The sequence below is a fragment of the Xylanivirga thermophila genome (assembly GCF_004138105.1).
GTDB classification, from domain to species: Bacteria; Bacillota; Clostridia; order Caldicoprobacterales; family Xylanivirgaceae; genus Xylanivirga; species Xylanivirga thermophila.
Genome location: NZ_RXHQ01000016.1, coordinates 35,068 through 61,577, shown reverse-complemented (window position 1 = coordinate 61,577; position 26,510 = coordinate 35,068). Strand labels below are relative to the sequence as shown.

Annotated in this window: 17 protein-coding genes; 2 read left to right on the top strand and 15 right to left on the bottom strand. The window is 36.1% G+C overall.

What is annotated here, in order from left to right; translation table 11 throughout:
* Positions 1-211 precede the first annotated feature (211 nt).
* The 15 genes from EJN67_RS08680 to EJN67_RS08610 form a co-directional block, all read right to left on the bottom strand.
* Positions 212-1,162, bottom strand: a complete 951-nt coding sequence (locus tag EJN67_RS08680; RefSeq protein WP_129723935.1) for a sulfatase-like hydrolase/transferase — start codon at positions 1,160-1,162, stop codon at positions 212-214.
* Between the two features lie 69 nt (positions 1,163-1,231).
* Positions 1,232-2,737, bottom strand: a complete 1,506-nt coding sequence (locus tag EJN67_RS08675; RefSeq protein ID WP_129723934.1) for a sulfatase family protein — start codon at positions 2,735-2,737, stop codon at positions 1,232-1,234.
* Between the two features lie 15 nt (positions 2,738-2,752).
* Positions 2,753-3,781: a zinc-dependent alcohol dehydrogenase gene (locus EJN67_RS08670; protein WP_129723933.1), complete on the bottom strand. Its 1,029-nt coding sequence runs from the start codon at positions 3,779-3,781 to the stop codon at positions 2,753-2,755.
* Between the two features lie 18 nt (positions 3,782-3,799).
* Complete coding sequence (locus tag EJN67_RS08665) at positions 3,800-5,728, bottom strand: GH39 family glycosyl hydrolase (protein WP_165000810.1); 1,929 nt, start codon at positions 5,726-5,728, stop codon at positions 3,800-3,802.
* Positions 5,729-5,762: 34 nt separating this feature from the next.
* A complete protein-coding gene (locus EJN67_RS08660; RefSeq protein ID WP_129723931.1) occupies positions 5,763-7,508 on the bottom strand; it encodes a DUF4091 domain-containing protein in 1,746 nt (581 codons plus the stop codon).
* 87 nt (positions 7,509-7,595) lie between these two features.
* A complete protein-coding gene (locus EJN67_RS08655; protein ID WP_129723930.1) occupies positions 7,596-9,863 on the bottom strand; it encodes a helix-turn-helix domain-containing protein in 2,268 nt (755 codons plus the stop codon).
* A gap of 113 nt (positions 9,864-9,976) precedes the next feature.
* Complete coding sequence (locus EJN67_RS08650) at positions 9,977-11,464, bottom strand: sulfatase family protein (RefSeq protein WP_129723929.1); 1,488 nt, start codon at positions 11,462-11,464, stop codon at positions 9,977-9,979.
* A gap of 169 nt (positions 11,465-11,633) precedes the next feature.
* On the bottom strand, positions 11,634-13,289 hold the full coding sequence (locus EJN67_RS08645; RefSeq protein WP_129723928.1) for an extracellular solute-binding protein: 1,656 nt from the start codon (positions 13,287-13,289) through the stop codon (positions 11,634-11,636).
* A 47-nt stretch (positions 13,290-13,336) separates the two neighbouring features.
* Positions 13,337-14,227: a carbohydrate ABC transporter permease gene (locus EJN67_RS08640; RefSeq protein WP_129723927.1), complete on the bottom strand. Its 891-nt coding sequence runs from the start codon at positions 14,225-14,227 to the stop codon at positions 13,337-13,339.
* A 26-nt stretch (positions 14,228-14,253) separates the two neighbouring features.
* A complete protein-coding gene (locus EJN67_RS08635) occupies positions 14,254-15,219 on the bottom strand; it encodes an ABC transporter permease (RefSeq protein ID WP_129723939.1) in 966 nt (321 codons plus the stop codon).
* Between the two features lie 201 nt (positions 15,220-15,420).
* A complete protein-coding gene (locus EJN67_RS08630) occupies positions 15,421-16,800 on the bottom strand; it encodes a sulfatase family protein (RefSeq protein WP_165000809.1) in 1,380 nt (459 codons plus the stop codon).
* 199 nt (positions 16,801-16,999) lie between these two features.
* Positions 17,000-18,646 carry an FAD-dependent oxidoreductase gene (locus tag EJN67_RS08625; RefSeq protein ID WP_129723925.1) on the bottom strand — a complete coding sequence of 549 codons (1,647 nt, stop codon included), beginning with the start codon at positions 18,644-18,646 and terminating at the stop codon, positions 17,000-17,002.
* Between the two features lie 105 nt (positions 18,647-18,751).
* A complete protein-coding gene (locus EJN67_RS08620; RefSeq protein ID WP_129723924.1) occupies positions 18,752-20,488 on the bottom strand; it encodes a phospho-sugar mutase in 1,737 nt (578 codons plus the stop codon).
* 28 nt (positions 20,489-20,516) lie between these two features.
* On the bottom strand, positions 20,517-21,407 hold the full coding sequence (gene galU / locus EJN67_RS08615; RefSeq protein ID WP_129723923.1) for a UTP--glucose-1-phosphate uridylyltransferase GalU: 891 nt from the start codon (positions 21,405-21,407) through the stop codon (positions 20,517-20,519).
* 55 nt (positions 21,408-21,462) lie between these two features.
* Positions 21,463-24,018, bottom strand: coding sequence for an MBL fold metallo-hydrolase (locus EJN67_RS08610; protein WP_207207998.1), 2,556 nt, complete (start codon positions 24,016-24,018; stop codon positions 21,463-21,465).
* 94 nt (positions 24,019-24,112) lie between these two features.
* Here EJN67_RS08610 and EJN67_RS08605 point away from each other — a divergent pair, with 94 nt between their 5' ends.
* Together EJN67_RS08605 and EJN67_RS08600 are read left to right on the top strand one after the other, a co-directional pair.
* Positions 24,113-24,838, top strand: a complete 726-nt coding sequence (locus EJN67_RS08605) for an ABC transporter ATP-binding protein (RefSeq protein WP_129723922.1) — start codon at positions 24,113-24,115, stop codon at positions 24,836-24,838.
* Complete coding sequence (locus tag EJN67_RS08600) at positions 24,831-26,507, top strand: putative ABC transporter permease subunit (protein WP_129723921.1); 1,677 nt, start codon at positions 24,831-24,833, stop codon at positions 26,505-26,507. Before EJN67_RS08605 ends, EJN67_RS08600 begins: the two co-directional genes overlap by 8 nt.
* Positions 26,508-26,510 lie beyond the last annotated feature (3 nt).

The window sequence follows — 26,510 nt, the reverse complement described above, 5'->3', positions numbered from 1 at the left end:
TGTCAAGGTTGGGTAGTATTTTCTCGTATACACTCGAAAATCTCCACCCTCCCCTTGACAAGAGGAAGTAAATGGATAAGTATGATTTTCTCAAAAAGTGTTGCATTTAATATTGCAATTTAGAAATAAAAAATAAAGCAACTAGAAAATTATTTTTATATTTATAGCTGCTTTAATACTTTTTTCGTATTTGAACATATAACATCTTTTATTAATTTTCTACTTTAATAATTTTTGCCCCTTTCTCTCCCGCCTCTACCATACGTGTTTTCAGTATACTCATCAGTTTATCACAAACATCTCTATATTCACTACAACCGACAAGGTTATTCCGTTCATGAGGATCTTTTTCCAAATCATAGAGAAATTCTTCTACATACACATCACTACAGCTGTCATTCCAACCATCCTTATCTATGGCACAAACAGAATACTTCCACCTTTTTGTCCTGATAGCCCTGCCTACCTGGCTTTCACTTATTTGTATATATACCTCCTGCGGCCAATCTACAGCTTTGCCATTAACCAACTCTTGAAGGCATCGTCCTCTCATGGTTTGGGGCTTGTCGATGTCTCCACAAGCTAATAGAGTAGGCGGAATATCTATAGAACTCACCAATTCATGTACTATCCTACCACCTTCAAAACCTGGGCCATATGCCAATAATGGAATTCGAATACTCCCCTCATGACAGGACCTCTTATATTCACTATTTCGAGTTTTAAAATGGGATCCATGGTCACTAGTATATACTATTACAGTATCTTTAGCTATTCCTTGCCTTTTTAATTCCTCGCGTAAACGTCCTACATTCCAATCTATACTAGCACAACATCCAAGATAGTCCGGATAGTTTTCACGCCAGTCCCCTTCTGTATCCACCAGATCACCTGGAACTTCAAAACCATTAAATCGCTCTTTAGAACCCTTCGGGCCTTCATATCTATTTCGATCATTTTGATGATGAGGTTCTATATAAGAAAGAAATAAGAAAAATGGATTGGTCTTATCTCTATTTTGCAGATAATCTAATGCAAAATCAGTCACTGCATCAGCCCTATATCCACTAAACTCCACCTTATTCATATCTTTGTCATACATATATCCACCATAGCCATTTGATCCAAGTTTGGAGTAACTGGAAGCTTTTGTCCGTAGCATCCTAAAGTATCCCAACACTGTTGATCACAAAAAAGGATAGGGCAAACTTTCACCCTATCCTTAATCTTTTTAGGCTCCCATTATCCTTGGCATCCACATAGGTTCCTTACCAAGCTCTGCCCATATAAATTTAAGCAGCAATTCAGATTTTATATCCTTATATTCCGGATCCTCCCAGAGATTATTGAGTTCATCCGGATCCTCCTTTAGATCAAATAGTTCTCCATATTCCTTGTTATAATATACCGTGATCTTATACCGATCATCTACATAGGTTTTCAAATGTATAGTAGTAGGCTCGTGATGATTTTCACATATAATATGATCTCTAGCCATATTACAAGCCCCTGTCCATACATCCTTTTGATCCACCCCCGTCATAGTCCTAGGTATATCTATGTCGGTAAAGCTCAAGAATGTAGGTGCAAGATCCACAAGTGATTGCATGGCGCTCGATATCCTGTTAGCCGGTACATGGTTTGGATATCTCACTATAAGGGGCACTTTTATCATATCCTCATAATGAAAAGCACCCTTTGCAGTTAAGCCATGTTGCCCAAAGAAGTGACCATGATCGGTGGTAAATACAACTATTGTATTATCCCTAAGCCCCAATTCATCCAATTTCTCTAGTATCTTACCTATATATTTATCCATTAGACTGACCATGCCATAATATACCGCTATGTCTTTTTTTAGCTGCTCTTTATCTACCAGATGCGAATGAAATCCATGGCATCCATATCCTGTCTCCTTATAAGGTGTAAAATCAGGATTTTCTTCCTGTGTCAGTCTAAAATGTGGTGGATTATTATCATGTTCTCCCGCCTTCATAGATGGAATTGTCAGCTTATCAGGATCATACATGGTATCCCATGGCTCAGGTACACAGTATGGAGGATGGGGATCGGGGAAACTAGCCCATAGGAAGAAATTTTCGTCATTATCCTTGTACTCTTGAAGCATAGCATTAGTACGCTCTGCTATCCATGCATCATAATGGTATTCCTCAGGTATAGGCCATTTATGTGGAGTAATCATCTCCATATTACCTGTAGGTTTCCAGAAATAATCTCTCCAGTTTTCACATCGCTCTTCTAACCATAGGGCATAGTGCTGACCTACTAAATATTCCACTGTATGATTTCTCACCAGTTCCACATGTTCAAAACCGTAAAATACGTCATTAAATCCTCTCCAGAAATCTAAGTCCTGAAGTTTTGGCATAGCCTCTATGGACGAATATTCATCAGTAGACCTTGTAGGCTGAAAATGTGCCTTACCAATAAGTGCAGTGCGATAACCTGCCTCCATAAAATCCTCTCCCACAGTATGCTCAGTCTCAGGAAGTTTGGTCCCCAATGTCCATGCACCATGCTGACTGGGATATCTACCCGTTATTATAGATGCCCGTGTAGGCGTACAGGTGGGATTGGGGCAATATGCCCTATCAAATGTAGTTCCTTCACTGACTAATTTATCTATATTAGGCGTTGAAATCTCTTTATTAAAAGCACCTATGGTATTGTAATGCTGTTGATCACTTGTTATAAGTAAAATATTAGGTTTTTTCATATACATCCTCCTCATTTATTTTTCACAATCTATTAAAACATGTATAGTTTCATCGTCGGGATTATTTCTTATACTAAATGCCTCATCTATTCTACAAAGTGGAATTTTATGGGTTACTAGCTGTGAAGTATTTACTAATCCATCTAACACCATATTTATACCCTTTTCAAAGTAATTTCTCATGTCTATATCACGTTTAGGCTCTGTAGAATATATATCTATTCGTTTTCTATGCACTTTAAAAAAATCTATTGGCTTAGTACACATACCTATACACCCGTACATGACAATTCGCCCGCCCATGCTACAGCAGTCTATTGCATCTATCATACCATTACCTTCAAGGAGGCATGGGATTACCACGTCAAATCCATCTGGAAAATCTTTACCTACTACCTCCATAGTAGGTATATTTTCTTTAGGCATCTTATAGGTATGTGTAGCACCATACTCTTTTGATAGTTCTAACTTTTTATCATATAAATCGGTAACAACCAGATTTTTAGGACTATATAATTTGACAACTTGTGTCATTATAAGTCCGCTTACCCCCTGACCCATTATAAGGACATTTTTGGTTTGATCTATTTTCCCTATCTCTGCAGCATGAATAATGCCTGGTAATACCTCTATAAGACTTACGGCCTCCATGGGAAAATCCTTGGGCATTACCTTGACATTAAATGGCTTGCATACGATATATTGAGCATATGCACCCCATACATACCTGCAGGTAACCCTATCTCCCGCCTTTATACCTAATACATTCTTGCCTACCTTATCTACTATACCCGCCACTTCATGTCCAAGACGAGCCGGGGTAGTTATAAACTCCGGTGCCCTGTTACCTCTAAATGCCTCCAGATCCGAACCGCATATGCCTACCCATTTTATCCTTATCCTTATTTCATCATCATTAGGCTCAGGAATCTGAGCATAATGCACGGAAATGTCAAATGGTTTATTAAGCACTGCTACCATCTGGGAGTTTGGTGTTCCTTTATCCACTAGCTCAAGTTCTGCCATCTGCATCTTTGTAGCCATTTTTAATACCTCCAATCTCTATTTAATTTGAATATCTATAGCATCGGAAAACTCACTGCTGACCATAGAAGCATTAAGTGCTTGTACTCTATATGAATATGAGCAATCTTTTTCCACATCCATATCTATATATACTGCAGTATTAATACTCATATTATCGGATATAATCTCATAATCCCCTTGCCCTTTAGCTTGCCTCCATATCCTGTAATATAGGAAATCCTTTTCTTTATTAGGCTTCCACTTTAAGAATACTTGAGGATTTTCATTGAACCCCTTTTCATATCTTCCATTTAGGCAGGATGGTACGCATGGTTTTTGTATATTGAATGGTAAAAACAATAATAGGGAAACTGAATGCATAGGCATATAAAATTCTAACTCCATATCTCCATCTAAAGCCACATCTTTTACAGGCTCATAGAGTTGTAAGCCCTCTCCTTCCCTGATCATCTTAATTTCATCTATGGAAGGTGATGAAGGTCTACCCAATTTTAACCATATGCTGTAGGCATTGCTGTGTTCATCATCTATCCTATAATGAACCAATCTGTATTTTCCTTTTATGTTTGTATTTTCTATATATAGCCTTATAGTTCTGTCATTCACATGATCTTCTATACCATCTTCAAAATTCCATACCATAATAGAGAGTATATCTCCATCTTTTGTAGGCAATACTCCAAATTTCCTGCCAAACCCTTCCGCCTTAGATTTTGTAGGCAACCTCTGACTTCCAAGTCTACTCAAAAGTACATATGAATTGAACACGGGTTTCTTTATTAAATCAGTAGATGGATATCTATTTAAAGGGGTAAACTGGGATCTATTCCCGCTAAATAAGAATCTTTCCCACTGTAGATGGCAATTGTCGCTGCACACTATAGATAAGTTCATATCATGCCTATCCTCTACTATCTTACAATAGGCATTTACCATCTTACATACGAATCCAGGAAAATAGTGGGTATTACGAAAATTAAACCAGCTCTCACTCCATATACCCTCATTACCATTCCATACCACATCTGACTCATCATTAAAGAATTCAAGATCTTTAAACTGAGGATACTCTTTTACAATGTCTATATACCTATCTAGACTATTGAACATCACTTCTGTAGAAGGATTGTAGGTACTTCTTGGATACCCTCCTTTACAATGGACCGATATAAAATCCAGCCGAGTACCAAATTGTCCAGTAGCATAGTTGAGTCCATTTGCACAATGTTCTAAAAAAGCTTTGAATATATCATATCCTTCATCCCACTGCTTGGTAGCTGGGCCACCTACCTTGAGATTTGGATTTACAGAATGAATGGCATGTTCCATATAGTCATATAGGGCAAGAAATGTACTAGGATCATCCACCCAACCCTGCCGGTTGTCCGGTTCGTTCCATACCTCAAAATACCAATCTTCTACCTCGTTCGTTCCATATCGCCCTTGAACGTGTATTATAAATTCCTTTAATATCTCACCCCACATATTAAAATCATTTGGTATATACCAAAACTTGCGACTTTTTTGTATACAATGGGGTATAAATACAGTCTCTACAATGGGACAAATATCATGCTCTATCAAGATATCATATATCCTGTCCACTGCTGTCCAATTAAATCGTAATTTTCCATCTGATATGTCAACTACTGAATCGCCTCCATCTACATACCTGCCATCTCCCGGAGGGTCTCCATAGGGTATATCGTGATATAGTCTGTAATAATCCCCTTTACCATGGGCGGTTAAGATATTATGCATTCTCATATACTTAAAATGATTATTAAAAGATGAAAGATAATCGTACATCTTTTTAGTAGGTGCTGTATAAGTATAATCTACATTGGCATATCCCACTGCATTATAAAAATGTCTAAATGCCTTGGCTTCTTCAGCATAATCTATTTTAATATCTATAATACAATTATTTTTGTTTATATTCATCCGATCAGCTCCCCGTACATTTTTAAAGGATGATTTATCTGTCTTTCTGGAGATCATTCAATATATTACCAGTTATCTGTTCATAGCTTTCATAATCCAATGCATAAAGATCCTCAGCTTTCTTTTTGGAATCGGGATGGAATACGCTATTTGTTTCCCAGTAAAAAACCTTTCTCATCCTATCATTCAATGCTTCTTTACCATTTTGCCTTATATATGCTTGAAAGATTTCATAATCCCTTATCCCCCTCTGTAGATTCTTATATCTCAAACTCAACAGCGGTTTGCCATCCTTCCCAGGATATACAAAGCATGTATCACCAGCCGGCCATCTTGGATATCTATATGAAATTTCTTCTAATGGATCATCAGGCCATGCCGTATATGCCCATCTTAGAAATCCATCAAATTTCATGTATAGTGTCAGCCATGGTATTATCCTGCTCTCAATTAGAGGTGAACATATGAAGGTATTGGGCGTCTTAGGCCAGCACGATAGATAGAATAACAATTTTCCATCTATATCCTCTTTTATTCTCATGGCTCTGTCGTAATCATGGCATATGCACATAAGCTTGGGTACATAATCTACCACTCCCGGTAGGTTTTCCTCCATTACAGAAACATTATTTATGCATATCTTAAACTGGAAGGAAGGGGCCATAGATTTTATCTCCCTCAACCTATTCTTTAATATTTCTAAATCACTAGGTTCATCGCCTAATATTCTAACCTTTTCAATCCAACCATTTTCAATAAAGTTTTGCTCTAATTTTTTTATATAGTCTGCCAGTTGACTCTTCCTTTTCATGTACCTATAGGTTCCCGATGCCTCATCAAAATATCGTATCCTGATACCATCATCATAATCCTCTATAACCTTACTATATCCTGCATCCTCATTTACCCATATGTTTATAAGACCAAATACCTCTATTTCCTGATCAATACCGTATTTCATGCATAGTTTTATATATCTATTTAGTGAGCTAAAATCATACTGCCATTCACCATTTTTATTCAATACAATTCTTACAATGCTATATTCAAACATATTAGATGGAGAAGTAGCAATATATGCAGAATTCTGCCCTGACCACGGGATATCGGATACCACTACAGAAATAGATTTTTGTCCTAAATCTGCCATAGTCTTTATATAATTCTCCATTATCTCGAAATGTTTACCGCTCCATAGTGATAGATCATATTTTCTTGCTATATTAGAGTTATGCTGCCATAGATCTAAATAAAAAGATTTTTCATCATTTATAGTTACATCTACTACATTAATTGTATAATTCAATGTCCTTATTAGCTTTTCATCCTCAAACATCTGCCTTGAAAACACTTTTATCTGAGGTTTATATACGCCTGGTTTCATCTCCTTGCTGATCTTTATCTCTATCCAGACCGGCTGAACCTTTCTTGATTGTACATATATAAATGGCGTATCAAGGAGCACATCAGATTTTTCCTGCCTATCATCGTCTTTTATAAGACCTATTAATTTTACATCTATGTCGTTCCTGTCTATTCCGGGTACATCTACCATAACCCTTACTATATCGATGGGACCCCGCTCATAAAAACATGAATCCTCGTTTACACATACCATCATATCTTTCTCTGAATAGAGCAATAGCTGTACTGCACTCCAATCATTTTTCCCACAGGTTATGTGCATTTCCTTATCAGGATCAAATGGTGGGATCCATCTATTATAAACACCATATACATATTTATATGCCTGATTCTCCAATCCACATGTAATTGCCACTTGATCTCCCCCTTTTTTAGTATAGGCAATCGTTTGTGCAAACGTTTGTATACATTATATATTCTATGTTTTTTTTAAAATACCTTCTCATATCACATTATTTTTTCTATATTCTCCTGGTGTTAACCCTGTCATCTGTTTAAAACGCCTTATAAAACTAGACACATTGTAATAACCTATATCCTTACAAACATCTTTTACAGGTATGCCAGTTTCCATCAATAGCTTTTTAGCCTTCTCTATTTTCAAGTATGAAACATAATCAAGAATATTCTGTCCGGTTTGATCTTTGAAATATTGGCTAATACCAGATGTAGACATATTGAACCGATCTGCCATATTCTGTATAGAAAAATTACAATGGGTATAATTCTCATCTATATAATCAAGTATATTTCTAAGCATTTGTTCACATTTTTTATACTGATTTTCTTTCACATAATTGCAAATATCATAGCATATGATCTTTATTATATCTACAAACTGATCAACTGTTTCAAACTCTCTAAGCGCAAATACATCCGGATATTTTGCATTTACAAATGCAAATTCTTTGTATATCTCATTCATAGTACGCATTACAATATTTATGATATCATAGCAGATTCTCCTTGCAATGAATATTGGTGTATCTTGATCTTTAATAAAATCAATCAATCTGCCTAAAATAGTTTCTATATTATCTGTATCCCCTTGTTTTATAAATACCTCTAGTTTAGCTATATCTTCATGTGGATATGAATTACAATTACTCTGTTCTTTTGTCATTTCTTCATAAAATATGATAGTGCTATTCCCTTTTACAAATCTAAAATCTAGTGCAGTACATGCCTCGATGTATGATTTTGGAATATCATGTATGGAATTATACTCCCCTCCCACTCCTATCGTAAGTACTATATTCCATTTTTCCTTTATGGATCCCTTTATTTGATCCAATGCTTTTAGTATGTTTTTTTCATCTTCCTGTGCATATGATATTATCAGAGATGCCTTATCACCATCTATATGATCTCTTATATATGCCTCACATTGATTGGGCAATGACTCCTCAATAAATTTTATAACATTCCCTTTAATATTGCAAAGTATATCTGAACCATAGCTAAATTTTAGCATGCTTACTCTATAGTTATCTTTAGTAAATATAACACCTATATCTCTTCCCTTTTGATTAACTTCATAAACAGTACCTATCTCTCCTTTTAAAATCTTGGTAAGTAGATGCTCGTTTCGTGCAATTTCCTCACTTTTTAATTTTTGATCCAGTTGTATATTCTTATCCGACAAAAATTTCAACGTTTCTTTAACCGTCTCTACCTCATTTAAGCCCTCTTTATTACCGCTCCATATCATCTTTGCATATGCATCAAGATTTTTTATAGGCCTATAATTCAATCTTGAAATAAAATATGCAATTATGCCTACAAATACCCATACTAAGATAATGCTATATATTAATTTCATTTGCATATTAGAAATCTCTTCTCTAGTCTTATAAATTGGAACTATCGATATATATCTCCAACTAGTATTATCCGAATATATAGAAAACAGTAGGTATTTTTTTCCATCTATATTTAAATTTTTAACCTTCCTAGAGTTTCCCAATGTTTCTACTGCTTTAGAAAATTCCTCTGTATATATATATTCATTATCATTTATTGAAGTAATAATACGATTATCATTATCCAATATAATAGTATTCTCTGTCCAATCCTTTAAGGTGCTCTTCATTATATTCTTAAACGATTTTTCCGGTACGATAAATAAAGAAGTAGCATATGGGTGCATACTATTTGCAGGTAACGGGTATAAAAATATAAAATTTCTATTCTGCTTTCCTGCTGCATTGTTGGAATAATAAACGGTATTACTACTAATTGAATTAATATCTTCATAAAAAGTAATCTTATTCCAGCTACCATAATTATAGACATCGTCAATAAACATAGTAGTAGAGCATGAGCCAAATGATGAATAAATATATTCATCACTTCTGTAATATAAAAATATATTCTCTATAAAGTTATTTGTAGCAACATAGTTTGCCAATTCATTTTTTACGGTGAATACCTTTGTAGGATTATCATTTAGATTAACTGGTCTCAAATTCTTGTTTATCTCTATCTGTAATGCAGTTTTTTGCATTTGACTCAACTGATTATCTATAACATACATGAGCCTATTGAGAGTATTTAAATTATCTGTTATAAGCTGTTTATCAAACATATTGACAAAACTACCACGCATAATTCCAGTAACTGCAATAACCGAGATTGTTAAGATAACAATATATGAAACTAGATACTTGAAAAACAGTGAAGAATAACCATGCCTGCTTATTTTTTTCACTGACACATGCCCCCACTATGTTATTATTTTTTATGTGCACTACAATCGATTGCATTTGCTATATTTATTATATAAAATTTTTTCTTAAAAATGAAGCCTTTTCATAATAATACTTACGGATATTTTATAAAATCTGAGCATAACCTATTTTCGTACCATATATCATTTGCTTTTTTTAACCAATAACCCAATTCTTTAGCAAGAAAATACATAGTTTCTTTATTTATATCACCTAATGCCAAACTATGCATCTGATATGGATCCTGGATATTATCATACAGTTTAATATTTGTTGTATTGGATTTTATGTTGCATTCAATGACCATGGTATATCTATTAGTACGCAATCCCCTCTGTAGTATATCCCCTTCTGCATCAAAAATATAGAGGGCAGATTCCGGCTTTTTAATGTTACAATATTCCGGAGATATAAGTAAAGAAGAGTAATCAATTCCTTGAACATCTTCAGGTATATCTTCCCTTAATCCAATAAGTCCCAAGATGGTAGGCATGATATCCACGGGAGTCAGCAATAGATCTTCTATTCTGTGTTCCAATTTATCCGGATATCTTATAATAAACGGTACCCCTATGGATTCCTCAAAAGGTACATTCTTGGTTAAAAGGTTATGACTCCCCATCATATCTCCATGATCAGATAAAAATACCACAATTGTATTATCTGTAATTTTACAGTCATCTATTGCATCTAATATACGCCCAAACTGTCTATCCACACCTGTAATATGAGAAAAATAGTATCTTACCTTGTCCTTTGCAATGTTTCCTGTAACATTCCCCCTATTCAAAAGATCTGAGATATCTTTTACAACTGAAGGTGAATAATACTTTTCATACATCTCTCCATCAGTGTCATCTACAGAATCATACGGACTATGCGGAGGATTCATACCCACAAACAAACAAAATGGCCTTTCGAGATCCCGTTGTCCTGCAGTGTTTTTTATATACTCTATCGCCTTATCTGCCTCATGCTTTGGAGACCACATATTTACTTCATGCTTTATCCCATAATTATCCCAATAATGTGGATGTTTATGTACATCAAATGTACCATATGAATACCAATAGTCTATTTCATGTCTTTTTGGACCTTTTGGCGTATACATATCCCAGCAAGTTGTTGCACCTTCAGGTGAACCATCAGAAAAATATCCGCCACCTTCTCCAACATATTTTCCTTCCATATCAAAATGCGGTAAAGGCTTATCAAGATGTAATTTTCCTATATACCCCAAGCTATACCCTACCTTTGCCAATATATCTGTAAAACAGTCTATATCTTCTCTCAAACTACTATCCCGTCCTGCCTTACAGTTTAAATTTACACCGTTTTGCCGAGGAAATCTCCCGGACATGAGCATACCCCTGTATGGACTACATACAGGTTGAATGCTTATAGCTTGACTAAATACTATGCCTTCATCAGCAAACTTATCAATATTTGGGGTATACACAGGATCACTTGTACCATTTAACACATTTGTATACTCTTCCTTAGACCAAAACCCCATTGCTTGACGACGAAATTGATCTGGCAGCACAAATACCATATTAGGATATTTTCCGTTTTTATTCATAAACTGATCTTCCCTTCTAACCTTTAATACAATACTCCTTTATGACATAAATTTGTTATTTATATTAAATGACAAATTGAGCCATCACTTTATCATAGCAAACTTCAAAAAGAACAAAACTAATCAAAGGATGGCTCAATAGACTATAACACTATTTTAGAATTCTTTTTTATTTAGCGGCTAAAAATCGGTCATATGCATCCTGGCGGATCTTTATCATTTTATCTAATCCCATACCTTCCAATCTCTTTACATAGGCGTCCCATTCTTCATCAACACCGCCTTGTGTAATCCATTTTGCACACATCTGATCCACATAATCAAGTATATCAGTCTGTAGCGTAGATATTTCCTCTGCTTCATCCAATGTAAAGAATACATCTGGATACACTTTCTTAGGCAAATAAGGTTCATATATCTTATCCAATTCATATTTTTCCTCTAGAGATGGGGTCATAGCTTCAAATCTATCTCTCATCTCCTTAGTAAATACGCCCATACCAGATACCCCGGGTACATGCTGATGCTTATATTCGTTTATTGTCATACCCTCTGGCGCCTTTGCAAATTCCAATTTCCCATTGCTATTTTCTTTAAGTGAATAACCTATTAAACCAAATTTTGATTGAACAGCAGTATCCACATCATACATCAAATCAACCCATCTCATTGCAACCTCTGGTTCTTTGCATGCTGAAGTTATACAGAAAGATGTCTTGTTGGATATTTCCGATGTTTTTGCACAATTCCACATCTGATCTCCATTTGGACCTTTTAAGGGGGCAACCCGTTCATATTCTACATCCGTTGTATTAAACGCCCAATTAAGACTCCATCCAAAAAATGCTCCTAAAATATGTTCATCGTTTTTTATCTTTGAAGTCATAACCTGCAGATCATGGGTAAAGGCTTCATTATCTATTAGCCCTTCTGAAGACAACTTATAGAAATATTTTATAGCATCTTTATATCCTGGCTGTATCGCTGTAAATTGTACTTCATCATCATCAGTTACCATCAGATGACTTTTATTATCCAACACTCCAAACGCCCCAAAAAGAGAGTCCATACCAGTGTTTGCATCCCCATATCTAAATGAAAATGGAATTTCATCTTTTTTACTGTTTCCATTCAGATCTTTGCCTTTAAACGTCTTTAAAACATCATAAAATTCATCAGTAGTAGTAGGCATATCCTTACCGCAATCCTTAAGCCATTTAGTATTAATAAAAAGTGGTGCAGAAACATCCGGTTCTGCTTCACTAATTGTAGGGATACCATATACATGTCCATCCGGTGCTGTAATCAGCTTCAAATATTCTGTATTCTCCTTTACTAATTTACTGAAGTTGGGACAACACTCATCAATATACGTTTCAATAGGCTTTATCAAACCTTGTGAGCTGTATTTTACAAGGGCAATATCATCAATTATGCCATTGCCAAAAAATGCATCGGGTAAACTACCACTGGCAAATATCAAACCCTTCTTTTCCTCCCAGCCTTCATTTGGTATGACCTCCCAATCTATATGCACATTCGTCTTTGCTTCCAAATCTTCAAAAAATTTTAACTCATCAAAATTTTTCACATCATGTCTTTTTCTGCTTACAATTTTTAAAGTAGTTTTTTCATCTACTATAGGATACCCTGTCTTGCTTGTATCCTCTTTATTTTTTTCGTCTTTCTCTTTTTTATCTTCTACTATATCATTATCCTTATTAGTTTGCTCTGAATCTTTATCTTTTCCTTTGCAACCACTAATTGTCAACGAAATTAGCATCACCAAAGCAAGTATAATACATAAATGCCTATACTTTTTCATAAAATTTCCCTCCTAAATATTTTTATTTATTATAAAAGGAGAATTATTCACCCTTTTATAGACCCCACCATTACCCCTTTTACAAAATACTTTTGTAAAAATGGGTAAATTATAAGAACAGGCAAACTTGCTACTATAATAATTCCATATTTGATGAGCTCTCCTACTTGCTGTTTTTCCATGGTATATTGAACATCATCCATCATTTGATCTCTAGCTTGATTCTCAATAAGTATGGCCCTTAATATCAACTGTAGGGGATATAACTTTTCATCTCTCAAATATATAAGTCCCTTCATAAATTCATTCCAGTGGGCAATACCATAATACAATGCCAATACCGCTATGATTGCTTTAGACAAAGGCAATACATGTTTTATAAAAAAATTAAAATGAGAACATCCATCTATTGCTGCTGCTTCATATAGTTCTTCTGGTATATTGGCTTGTAAAAAAGTTCTACAAATAATTACATTATAGGTGCTAACCGCGCCTAACAAAACCATTACCCACCAGTTATTTACTAAACCCAGATTTTTAACAACTATATATGTTGGAATAAGTCCGCCATTAAAATACATGGTTATAACCAAGAAAATGGTTAAAAATCTTCTACCTGAAAAATTTTTGCGTGATAGGGGATATGCAATCATCATAGTAAGCATAACATTTATAGCTGTCCCAACCAACGTATATAATATAGTATTTTTATATCCAGTCCATATCATTTCATCTTTAAAAATCCTTCTATATCCTTCAAACGTAACACCCACCGGTCTTAACCATACTTTCCCATTGTTTATAGCAACAGGATCAGATATAGAAGCTATTACAATAAAATAAAGGGGATACAGAGTGACTATAAGGGCAACAGCGAGTATTATATAATTTATAATATCGAATATGATATCCTCTTTAGATGATCTTATTTTAGCCATAACTTACACTCCCTTCCATGAAATCTTCACCATAAACTAGTTTCACTTACTTCCCTGGCAAGTTTATTAACCAAAGTAAGTAATATAATATTTATCACAGTATTGAAAAGTCCTATGGCAGCAGAATAGCTATATTGACTCTGTATAAGACCTACCTTATATACGTACGTAGATATTATTTCTGAAGACTCTGCATTCAATGGGTTCTGTAGCAAATAGGCCTTCTGAAAACCCAGATCCATTATACTACCCAATCTCATTATGAGCATTATTATTGCCGTGGGCATTATCCCTGGCAGTTCGACATTTTTTATTATTCCCCATTTACTTGCACCATCAACTTTTGCAACCTCATATAGCTCTGGATTTATGCCAGCTAATGCCGCAAGATATATTATTGTACCCCAGCCTGTATTCTGCCAAACCCCTGATAAAACAAATATTGTCTTAAACCATTGGGGTTCAGCCAAGAAGTTTATCGGTTCCTTGCCAAAAAATATCCTAATAAAGTTTATAAGCCCGCTTCTGGGTGATAGGAATATATACAACATACCTCCTAAAACCACTACAGATATAAAATGTGGTGCATAGGTTACAGTTTGGACAGTTTTCTTAAAAACTTTATTACGCGTCTGATTTAGAAGTAAAGCCATTATTATAGGTAATGGGAAACCTATTGCCAATTGATATAAGCTTATTCCTAAAGTATTCTTTATTAATCTGCCACATTGAAATGAAGAAAAAAACCGTCTAAAATGTTTAAGACCAACCCAAGGACTCCCCCATATACCTTTTACCTCAATAAAATCCTTAAAGGCAATTTGAATGCCATACATTGGAACATAGTGAAATATTACATAATATATAACTGCAGGCAATGCTAAAAGATATAGTTGATAATCCCTTTTTAAAGTTTTTCCAATATTGGATGTCTTCCTATATGTCCTGTTATAACTTGTTATATCCGAATGTTTCTGAATAGAAGATGGCATTTCCATTAAATATTCGACTCCTTTCAAAGGATATTTAATTAAGTAGCTACTATAATCTGTGTATTAATATTGTATTATCTCTATTTACTGTTGTAAATACACACTATTTTTCCAATTAACTATTTCCCTAAATTATAGGTATAGATCTTCTGAAATCATATAAAATAAAATTATGCATACTCGTCAAATTTCGCATATATCTTAATAATCCACCCAGTCTCCACTTCTCTCTCCCCAATTTTTGCATTGTTGATGAAGTTTATTTATTATATCTCTATAATCTGGTTCATCTGCAAGGTTATTCATTTCCAATGGATCAGTTTTTAAATTATAAAGTTCCCTATATATAGTACCATCATATATATATTTATATTGCTGTGTAATAACAGCCCTACGTATATCTCCAATCTGAGGATTACCTGAATATTGGCAATAAAGATATCTATCTCCTGGAGGAATTCCATCTATAATGGCATGTTTTAAAGAAACACCTTCAAAAGGATGAGTTACTTCAATATTCAGCAGGTCAAGTATACTTGGCAATATATCAAGATGGCTAACTAGCATATCAAATTCTTTAGGAGCAACACTGGGCACTTTAAATAACAGTGGAATCCTTATTGCCTGTTCATACATCTCCATCTTCTGGTACATATTATGTTGACCTAGATGATCTCCATGATCCACTGTAAAAAGTATCATAGTATCATCATCTATTCCCATTTGTTCCACCGTTTTTAATATGCGCCCTATTGCCTCATCTGCTAAATTAACAAGGCCAAGATGGGCAGCCCAAACATTTCTCCACTCTTCCATTGTAAGACCTTGTGCCAATTGTACTGGAACACTTTTAAATCTGCTCGAAGGTAAATTTTTTGAGAATTTTCCTACGTTTTGTGGTAAATTCAAATTAAGGGGATCAAACTTTGAAGCATACGGCTCTGGTACCTTAAGCGGCGGATGTGGAGCCCAAAAATACAAGAATAGGGCAAACGGTTGATCCTTATTATAATTTTGCTTTATAAATTCTACAGCATTACTGCAAAAATAATTATCCTTAAAGCTCTCTAAAGTATAAGACCAAACAGAAGTCCTAGCGTTCGAGTACCGTTTTTTTTCATACTTACACCCATGCAGTTCTTCAATTTCCCGTTCATCAAGTGATGAACGTTTCATATCAATTCCTCTATCAGCGGCATACTCAAAATAACTATTGTCATCTACCCAAGTTGTGAATTTAATTCTATCCTTTAAATCAGGTTCAAGCATTATATGATGTATACCTACATGGCCTACCCTGTAGCCTGCCTCATATAGATATTCATGTATAGTCTTGCAATTTTTGGCCCTCTGTCCTTTATTAAGTACTACTCCATTAGAAATAGGATTTTCCCCTGTAGCAATAGCAGTACGTGCTGGAACACATAAAGGACATGTATTATAAGCCCTAGTAAATCTCACAGATTGTTTTGCAAACTTATTTAAATTTGGTGTAACTTCTTTTCCATCTTGAATCATACCTATACTATCTGCCCTTTGATGATCGGTCATGATAAAAATTAAATTATGTCTATCTACCATATTTAAAACCTCCTGCCTTTTATTTTCAGATATATAGACAAATAATACAGCCCTCATTTTTATTATAAAATACATAAGTTTTGTTGCATATGGACATTTTTTTATCAATATGCAGTTCTTCATAATAAGCAATAAACATAATCAAGAAAAAACACCTATCCTTTATAGATAGGTGCAAAATCCTCTGATTGCCATATATTCAATGAGTTATTTTATAAGTTATATACCCTCCGCTCAAGTTTCTCACCTTAAATCCATTCTGCATGAGTATTCGGGCAGCTAAATACCCCCTCAGTCCTACTCTGCAGTATATGATTATTTCCTTGTCCCTTGGCAGTTCATCAATTCTATCCCTAAGTGTATCTAATGGAATATTCCATGCACCGGGTATAGCTCCTTGACCATATTCAGCTCCCGTCCTCACATCCACTATAACCTGCTCATCTGTAAGATCATCTATCTCATCCCAATATATAACCGGATGATCCCCCTTTAGAATATTGGCTGCCACATATCCTGCCATATTGACAGGATCCTTGGCAGATGAAAACGGCGGTGCATATGCAAGCTCCAGCTCTTCTAAATCATATACGGTAAGGCCTGCCCTAATTGCAGTTGACAACACATCTATCCTCTTGTCTACTCCGTCACTTCCTATTATTTGTGCACCTAATATCCTGCCATCATCAGATCTAAACAGAAGTTTTATGGACACAAGGCCGGCACCGGGGTAATAACCTGCATGGGAAGGAGAATGGGTATATGATCTTATATAGGGTATATCGTACTTTTTGAGTATTTTTTCATTATTTCCCGTTGAGGCAATTACCATATCAAAAAGCTTTACAATGGATGTACCTTGAGTACCATCATAGGCATCTTCTATTCCGCAAATATTATTGGCCACGATCCTTCCCTGCTTATTAGCAGGACCTGCTAGAGGTATTACGGCAGGGTGACCATTTACAAAATCCATAACTTCCACAGCATCTCCTATAGCATATATGTCAGGATCTGAAGTCCTAAGATATTTATCTACCCTTATGCCTCCTGTTGGTCCTATTTCAAGTGCTGCATCCTTTGCAAGGGTTACATCAGGTTTGACGCCAATTGCCAATACTATTAGATCTGCTTCAACCTGCTCGCCACTCCTGAGTTTTATAATGGTCTTATTGTTATTGTGTTTTATTTCTTGAGCTCCATCGGACAGGTAAAGCCTTATGCCTTTTTGTTTCATATATGGATGTACAAATGCAGCCATATCATAATCAATAGGGGGCATAACTTGATTGGCCATCTCTATAAGGGATACATCTAGACCCTTTAACATCAAATTTTCAGCCATCTCTAAGCCAATAAAACCGCCACCTATTACTGCCGCCTTTTTAGGACTATACCTTTGTATATAGTTAGTTATCCTAAATGTATCGGGAATATTCCTCACTACAAATACATTTTCCCTATCTATACCTGGTATAGATGGCTTTATGGGATTTGCACCAGGGGATAATACAAGCCTATCATATGATTCATCGTATGTTATCCCAGTTACATGATCCAATACTTCTACCTGCTTTTTATAGCTATCTATGTGGATAACTTCACTATTTACCCGTACATCAATATTAAATCTGCGACTCATCCCCTGGGGAGTCTGCACAAAAAGTGCTTCCCGATCCTTTATAATATCTCCCACATAATAGGGTAGTCCACAGTTGGCAAAGGATATATATTCACCTCTCTCAAAGAGTACTATCTCTGCCTCTTCATCCATACGCCTCAGCCTGGCAGCTGTACTTGCTCCGCCTGCTACTCCGCCTACTATAAGTATCTTTTTGGGGTACATTGTAATTCCTCCCTATTTACATTATATTAAAGGACAGCTACCCATATATTACTTTAAGCAGCTGCCCTTATATATAAACCATTTTGACAAACTATATCATCTTTTTTATTTTGATAAACCAGCTTTATCCATTACTTCGTCTATCACTCTTGACATCTTTTCCTTTGCACTATCCAAATTATCCTCTATCACGGAAAAATAGAACTTTATCTTGGGCTCAGTACCCGATGGACGTACAGCAAACCATGAATCATCTTTCATTATAAATTTGAGCACATTGGATTTTGGCAGTTCAATATTCTTTCTATTCCCGCCTAAAATATCCACTGCCTCGCCCTTTAGATAATCCTCAACCACTGCCACTTCTACACCATCTATGGACTCCGGGACATTATTCCTTAAATTATCCATTGTAGACTTTATCTTTTCCATACCTTCTTTTCCTGCCAAGGATACAGATTTTAATTCTTCAAGATAACATCCATATTTTCCCCATAGGGCCTCCAGTCCATCATATAGAGTCATACCCTTTGACTTATAATATGCTGCCATTTCACATATGAGCATCGAAGCTATTACGGCATCCTTATCCCTCACAAAATCTCCCGCCAAATAGCCATAGCTCTCCTCATAGCCGAATAAAAATACGTTATCACCATTTTGTTCAAACTCATGTATCTTTTCACCTATAAACTTAAATCCTGTGAGGGTATCTATGGTATCTATACCATAAGATTTTGCAACCTCACGTCCCAGTTCACTTGTAACTATGGTCTTTATAACCTTGCCATTAGAAGGAAGATTGTCCTGACGATGCATGGCACCTAGATAGTAATTGACAAGCAGCGAACCAGTTTGGTTGCCAGATAAAACTATGTATTCACCCCTATTGTCCTTTACTACTACACCTACCCTATCACAATCAGGATCAGTTCCCAGAATAAGATCTGCTCCCTCCTTTTTAGCCTTTTCTATGGCTAAATTGAATGCATCCCTATCCTCAGGATTTGGATAAGAAACAGTAGAGAAATTTGGGTCGGGCATCTCCTGTTCAGGTACCACTTCAACATGCTCAAAACCCAACTCTTTAAGTACGCGCCTTACTGGCTTATTCCCCGTACCATGCAGGGGCGTATAAATAATCTTCATATCCTTACCTACCTGGGCAACTAAATCCCTATTTATACATAACTCTTTGACTTTTTCTACATATTTATCCAATACCTTTTGATCTACAATATTAAAAAGTCCCTTTTCCCTTGCTTCATCCTTTGACATGCGCTTTATATCATTAAAATTGGAAATTGAATCTACCTCACCTATTATCTCACTAGCACGCTCCGGTGGTATCTGTCCGCCATCGGACCAATATACCTTATATCCATTATATTGTGGTGGATTATGACTGGCAGTTATTACAATCCCGGCGGTAGTTTTAAGCTCTCTTACAGTAAAGGAAAGCACTGGGGTAGGCTGTAGTTCCCCATATACATAGGTTTTTATGCCATTTGCATTCAAAACCAGCGCTGCATGCTCTGCAAATTCCTTTGACATGCGCCTAGAATCATAGGCAATGGCCACACCTTGCTCTACAGCTTTAACGCCCTGCTTTTTTATGTAGTTTGCCAAACCTTGAGTGGCCTTGCCAACTGTATAGATGTTCATGCGATTGGAGCCTGCACCTATTACACCACGAAGTCCCCCTGTTCCAAATTCCAAGTCCTTAAAAAATCTATCTTCTATCTCAACCTTATCATCTTTTATAGACTCCAATTCTTTTCTGGTGCCATCATCTATTATGGGGCTACTTAGCCATTCTTTGTATTTGTCCATATATTCCATACTCATCACCTTCCTTATAATATTATACTTATTTAATATCCTTGGTATACAGATCACTCTTTATAAACTCATCTAAGTACTCCTTAAACTCGTCCCTTATGTCATCTCGCTTCATGGCAAACTCTACTGTAGCCTGAAGATATCCAAGTTTATTGCCCACATCATATCGTCTACCGCTAAAATTATATGCATACATAGCCTCTTCCTGTGCCAATGCCTTTAATGCATCTGTAAGCTGTATCTCCCCTCCGGCTCCCGGCTTTGTATTTTCTAAAAAGTCAAATATACGGGGGGTTATTATATATCTACCTAATATGGCCTGTGTAGACGGTGCCTCTTCAATAGAAGGTTTTTCTATCATATCCCTTACTTTGTAGACGTCGTTTTCTATATATTTCCCGTCCACTATACCATATTTACAGACATCCTTTTTATCTACATCCTGACAGCCCAATATGGTAGTGTTGTATTCTTCAAATACATCCATTAGCTGTTTTAAACACGGCACCTCTGAATCTACTATGTCATCTCCTAAAAGCACGGCAAATGGTTCATCACCTATAAATGCCCGGGCACAGGATATTGCATGTCCCAATCCTTTAGGCTCCTTTTGTCTTATATAATATATATCCACTAGATTGCTAATGTCCTCTATAAGTTTAAGTGTGTCATCCTTATGACTCTTCTTCAACGCTTCTTCAAGTTCCCAGTTCTTATCAAAATGATCCTCTATTGAGCGCTTATTTCTACCGGTTACTATTATTATAGATTCAATACCAGATGCTATAGCCTCTTCCACTATATACTGTATAGTGGGCTTGTCCACTATTGGCAACATCTCCTTGGGCTGAGCCTTGGTAGCTGGCAAAAATCTGGTACCCAATCCTGCAGCCGGTATAACGGCCTTCCTTACCTTCATATTTATTCACCTCTAATACTATAATCACATTAATTATATACTCAAATCCCATTCCCTACAAGATAATATCATAACCTGTAGCTTCTTTGAATTCTGCTTTAATGCACTCTAAAATATCCCCATTCCATTCACCCGCAGGATATAGCCTTACTTCTCCCCTATCTACATATATACTGGGATTTTTCTTTGTATATAAGCCTTTCTTAAATAATATCTGCTTTATACATTTTAATATTTCGTTTTGATTCGGATTTGGACTTATCCTTATATCCCATCTAGTCCTAGAGGATAGATCCTTTATAAGGTCATCATACGAAATACCTATTTCCGGGGAAATAAATGATAGTTCTATATACGATCCAGTATCATCCTGCTTTAGCCCCTTTTTATACAATCTATGTCTCACATTACGAAATGCCTCGTCTATCATACTAAAAGCAGCATTTTGCTCCATCTGCCCCGGTTGTGCCGATGGAGGAGTATTTTGTCTTGTAGATGATGTATCATTTACATCCAATGTAAGCCCGGTAATATCATAAAATGTATTTATAACTTCTCCTAAGTTATACTCACCCATAAGTTTTACCTTTACCTTTTTTTGATCCCTATAGTATGATATCTTACCATCTATATATACATCCTTTGGTAGTATACTGTATATCGCCCTCTCTATTGAATCCATATTATACTCCTGGTTTAGTTCTACCTTCCACCCCGTCTCAGCTTCAAACCTTTTTATATCATCCCCATACTTTTTCTCAGCTACTGGTGGAAAATCAAAATATAATATGGCTATACCTTCATCATGCCTTGCGCCCTTTTTATAAAGTCCCGTACTTGGTGGAAAGAATTCATCTACCTTTGAAAGCATTTGATTAAGCTCCATATATTCGAGCTCACACTTTTTTACCTCATCAGGCGGGAGGGGACGAAATAAAAATGGTCTTTTTGCATCCGGTTCAAAATAGGATGATTGACTTAGCATATACATAAATGCCCTTATCTCGTCTAGATTGCCGTCATCATTCCCCTTCCATATATATATAATCTGTTCAGCGCTAAAGGCAAACATCCTGCCTCCATTATTTAATATATAAGCCCATATCTCCTTTATATCCTGTTCTTCAGGCATACCCTGCCTTTTCATAGATGGTATGTTTGCCCGCTCAAGCTGCTTTCTAGGCCTGCCTATACGAACATCATATCTTTCACCATTTGCAGGCAGATAAATCCTCCCCCGTACTTCCCGCTGAACATTTTGTCCCAATCTCATAATAACTTCACCTTCGCCATGAACAAAAAATATCCGTTTTGGCGATAATGCATGTACAAGGGACATTATTTGATCACTATCTGCATGGGCAGACAGATTATATTTGCCTATACCACATTTTACGGGAAATGTTGTATCATCTATTCTTAATACCCTCTCTTCAGGAGGTGCATCGATCAAATTCAAAAGGATACGCCCAGGCGCCTCTTCATCCTGATATCCAGTAATGGCTATAAAGTTCTTTTCATCTCCCGCCAACCTCTGGGCATACCATTGACTTGGTCCCCCATTTAACATTCCCGAACTGGATATTATACAGCAAGGATCCTTTGATGCTATTATCTCGTCCCTATCCGCTCTATTTTCTACACGCTGTATAAAGTCATCAAAGAATATATCATTTCCCTTCCATATCCTTTTAGCAAGGTCGTTTTTTAGATAATTAGGATTTAAACTATAAATTCTACATATATCACGCACCATGCCATCTACAAATATATTGAATTTTGGAATAGTCCCTTTATTCATTGCCCTTTTTAATATGAGTATTATCTCCTGTGCTCGACCGAGGGCAAATGCGGGAATAAGCACCTTGCCGCCTTGTAGTATTACTCCCTTTACCATATCTGTAAGCCTATCTTCCTCAACTTCCCTATTGGCATGTAGTTTATCCCCATATGTAGACTCTATTATAGCTGCATCGGGTCTAAGCCGTGGTATAGAAGCACCGCTTACAGTGCGCTGATTCGTCATAGATATATCCCCAGAATAAAAAAGACTTCCCTCGCTGCCTTGAATATATACCGCACTCCCGCCTGCTATATGTCCGGCATTATAAAATGTGACCCTTATATTTACATCTTCAAAGGGCTGTATGGTAAATTCAGGAGAATAGCAAATTATTTTGCTCAACATACTCCTTACATGGGCTTCTGCATATATGGGAATATCCCCCTCATTCATATCCATTATCTTAAGACTGTCATATAGAAGAAGCCTAACAAGGTCCTTGGTAGCATGGGTCATGTATATGGGTGCATTCGGATACTCTCTGCTAATTATAGGCAGGGAACCGGTATGATCCAGATGGGCGTGGGTGATGAATATGGCATCCACCCCTCCATAATCCTGTATTAAACTAAAATCCGGCAGTACATCCTTTGTGCGTGACATCCTTACGCCACAATCCAAAAGTAGATTTTTGCCCTCCATCTGCACAAGATAACAGCTTGCCCCTACCTCACCGGCTCCTCCACAGAACGTAATATCCATTAAAAAATCAACTCCATTTTGCATCGTCTTTATACTTATACTACCATTCCAGCTTCTTTTTTTCAATTAGTATTGCTAAAGTCCTTTAAGAATAGTATAATGTTATTAGATATTTAGTTAATCATCTAAATATCTAATAACATCAATTTAGGAGATATCTATGATAGAGATAAAGAACATATCAAAGAGTTATAACAAGGGCAGTATAAAGGCAGTAGACGATCTATCCCTTACCGTCCATCCTGGTGAAATATTTGGATTTTTAGGCCCAAACGGTGCCGGTAAAACCACTACTATCAAGATGATGACCGGCCTTTTAAACCCCGATTGTGGTAGCATAAATATTAATGGATTTGATATACAAAAGGATGCAATAATGGCCAAGCAAAGTATAGGTTATGTGCCTGACAATCCTGATATATACGAAAAGCTTACAGGCATGGAATACCTAAATTTCATGGCAGATGTATATGGCGTTTCCGCAGATTATAGGAAAAGGCAGATACAATTTTTCCTGGAGATGTTCGAGCTTGAACATGCTGCAGGGGACATAATAAAAAGTTTTTCCCATGGCATGAAGCAGAAATTGGTAATAACAGGGGCACTTCTTCACAACCCTACCGTATGGATACTGGATGAGCCCATGGTTGGATTGGATCCTAAATCAGCCCATCTTTTAAAGGAATACATGCATACTCACTGCAAAAACGGCAATACGGTATTCTTCTCCACCCATGTCCTGGAAGTTGCGGAAAAGCTATGCGATCGCATAGGTATAATAAACAGGGGAAAACTGGTAGCAGCTGGTACAATGGAAGAACTGCGCCATATGGATCATTCCATGACCCTTGAAAATATATTCTTGGAGTTGACAGAAGATGAATAGGCTATGGTCACTTATAAAGATAAGTCTTAATGTAAACTTTGGCATATCTGCCCGCAGATATGAATTGAAAAATGATAAAGGCAGGCGAACTGAAATTATAGCTACCATAATAGCTTTAATAGTAGGGGTTGGAAGCCTTGTATTTGGATATGCATATTTATTGAATATATTGTTTGACAAGGGAAGAACCATAAATCAGCCAGAAATTATACTGGGAATGGCTTTTTTAGGAGCTCAAATGATTATAATGTTTATGGGGATATTTTATATATTATCATACTTCTATTTTGCCAATGACCTTAATATATTGATACCTCTGCCCCTTACACAGTGGGAAGTACTTATATCAAAATTTATTGTAATAATGGTAAATGAATATCTTATTCTCATACCTTTTATGCTTCCTCCCCTATTAATCTATGGAATAAAAATGGGTATGGGATTTATATACTGGCTAAAATCCATAATACTCATACTGATGACACCTGTAATGCCCCTTGCAATATCAAGCCTTTTGGTCATTATATTGATGAGATTTATCAATCTTCGCAGGCACAAGGATGCCTTAACTGTTATAGGCAGTATATTAGTCATACTGATAGCCATTAGCATAAATTATTTTGGTCAGACCATCCCCCCTGGCAGCGAGCAGGAATTTTTAGATAGGTTTATAACTACACAATATGGTATTATAAACTCCATGGGAAAGAGTTTCCCACCAAGTCTGTGGGCAGTATACTCAATCACCCAAACGGGTATTGATAGTCTTTTGTATCTTTTTCTATTTACCGGTTTATCAATTGCCCTTTTAGCCCTGCTCATATGGACTGCCAATATAGTATTCTATAAGGGCGTATTAGCCGGAACTGAAGTATCACATGCCAATAAAAAAACTTCCAAAGAAGATATATATAGTAGAAAATATAGGGCTAAGAATCCTGTTTGGGCGATATTTGGGCGGGAGTGGCGGATATTTTTAAGAACCCCCATATATTCAACTAATGGACTTTTACCCATGATAATAGCACCCTTTATATTGGCTATGCCATTTTTTACACAGACAAAAGATTTAGATGAACTATACAACCTAATAGACAGTCCCCTTGCCGGACCATATATAGTATTGATCATATTGGGATTTAACCTGTTCATATCAGGCACAAATATGGCCGCATGTACTTCTATATCAAGGGAGGGAAATACATTTTGGATATCGAAGATAATTCCCATATCCCCTAGGGAACAAGTAATAGGGAAAATTATCCACTCAATGTCCATATCAGGAATAGGAATAGGTATAAATACCATATTATTTTCCATAATCTTAGGCATTAATATATGGCGCATAGCCATTATAGTGATGTTTTCCCTCCTTGGAGCACTATTTATAAATATACTGAACCTTATGATAGATATAAATAGACCAAAACTTCACTGGACCAACCCACAAGAGGCAGTAAAATCCAACCTAAATGGCCTGTTTGGCATAATCTCTACTATTGTAATAATAGGGATAATATCCATTATATTATTATTTCTGTTAAAATTAGGCGCAAAAGAAGGGCTCGTATATTTTATACTCACCCTTATAATGATAATCGCTTTAATACCTAGCTTGTTATCCCTTTTTAAAATGGCGGGAGATGGATATAATAAAATAGAAATTTAGTAT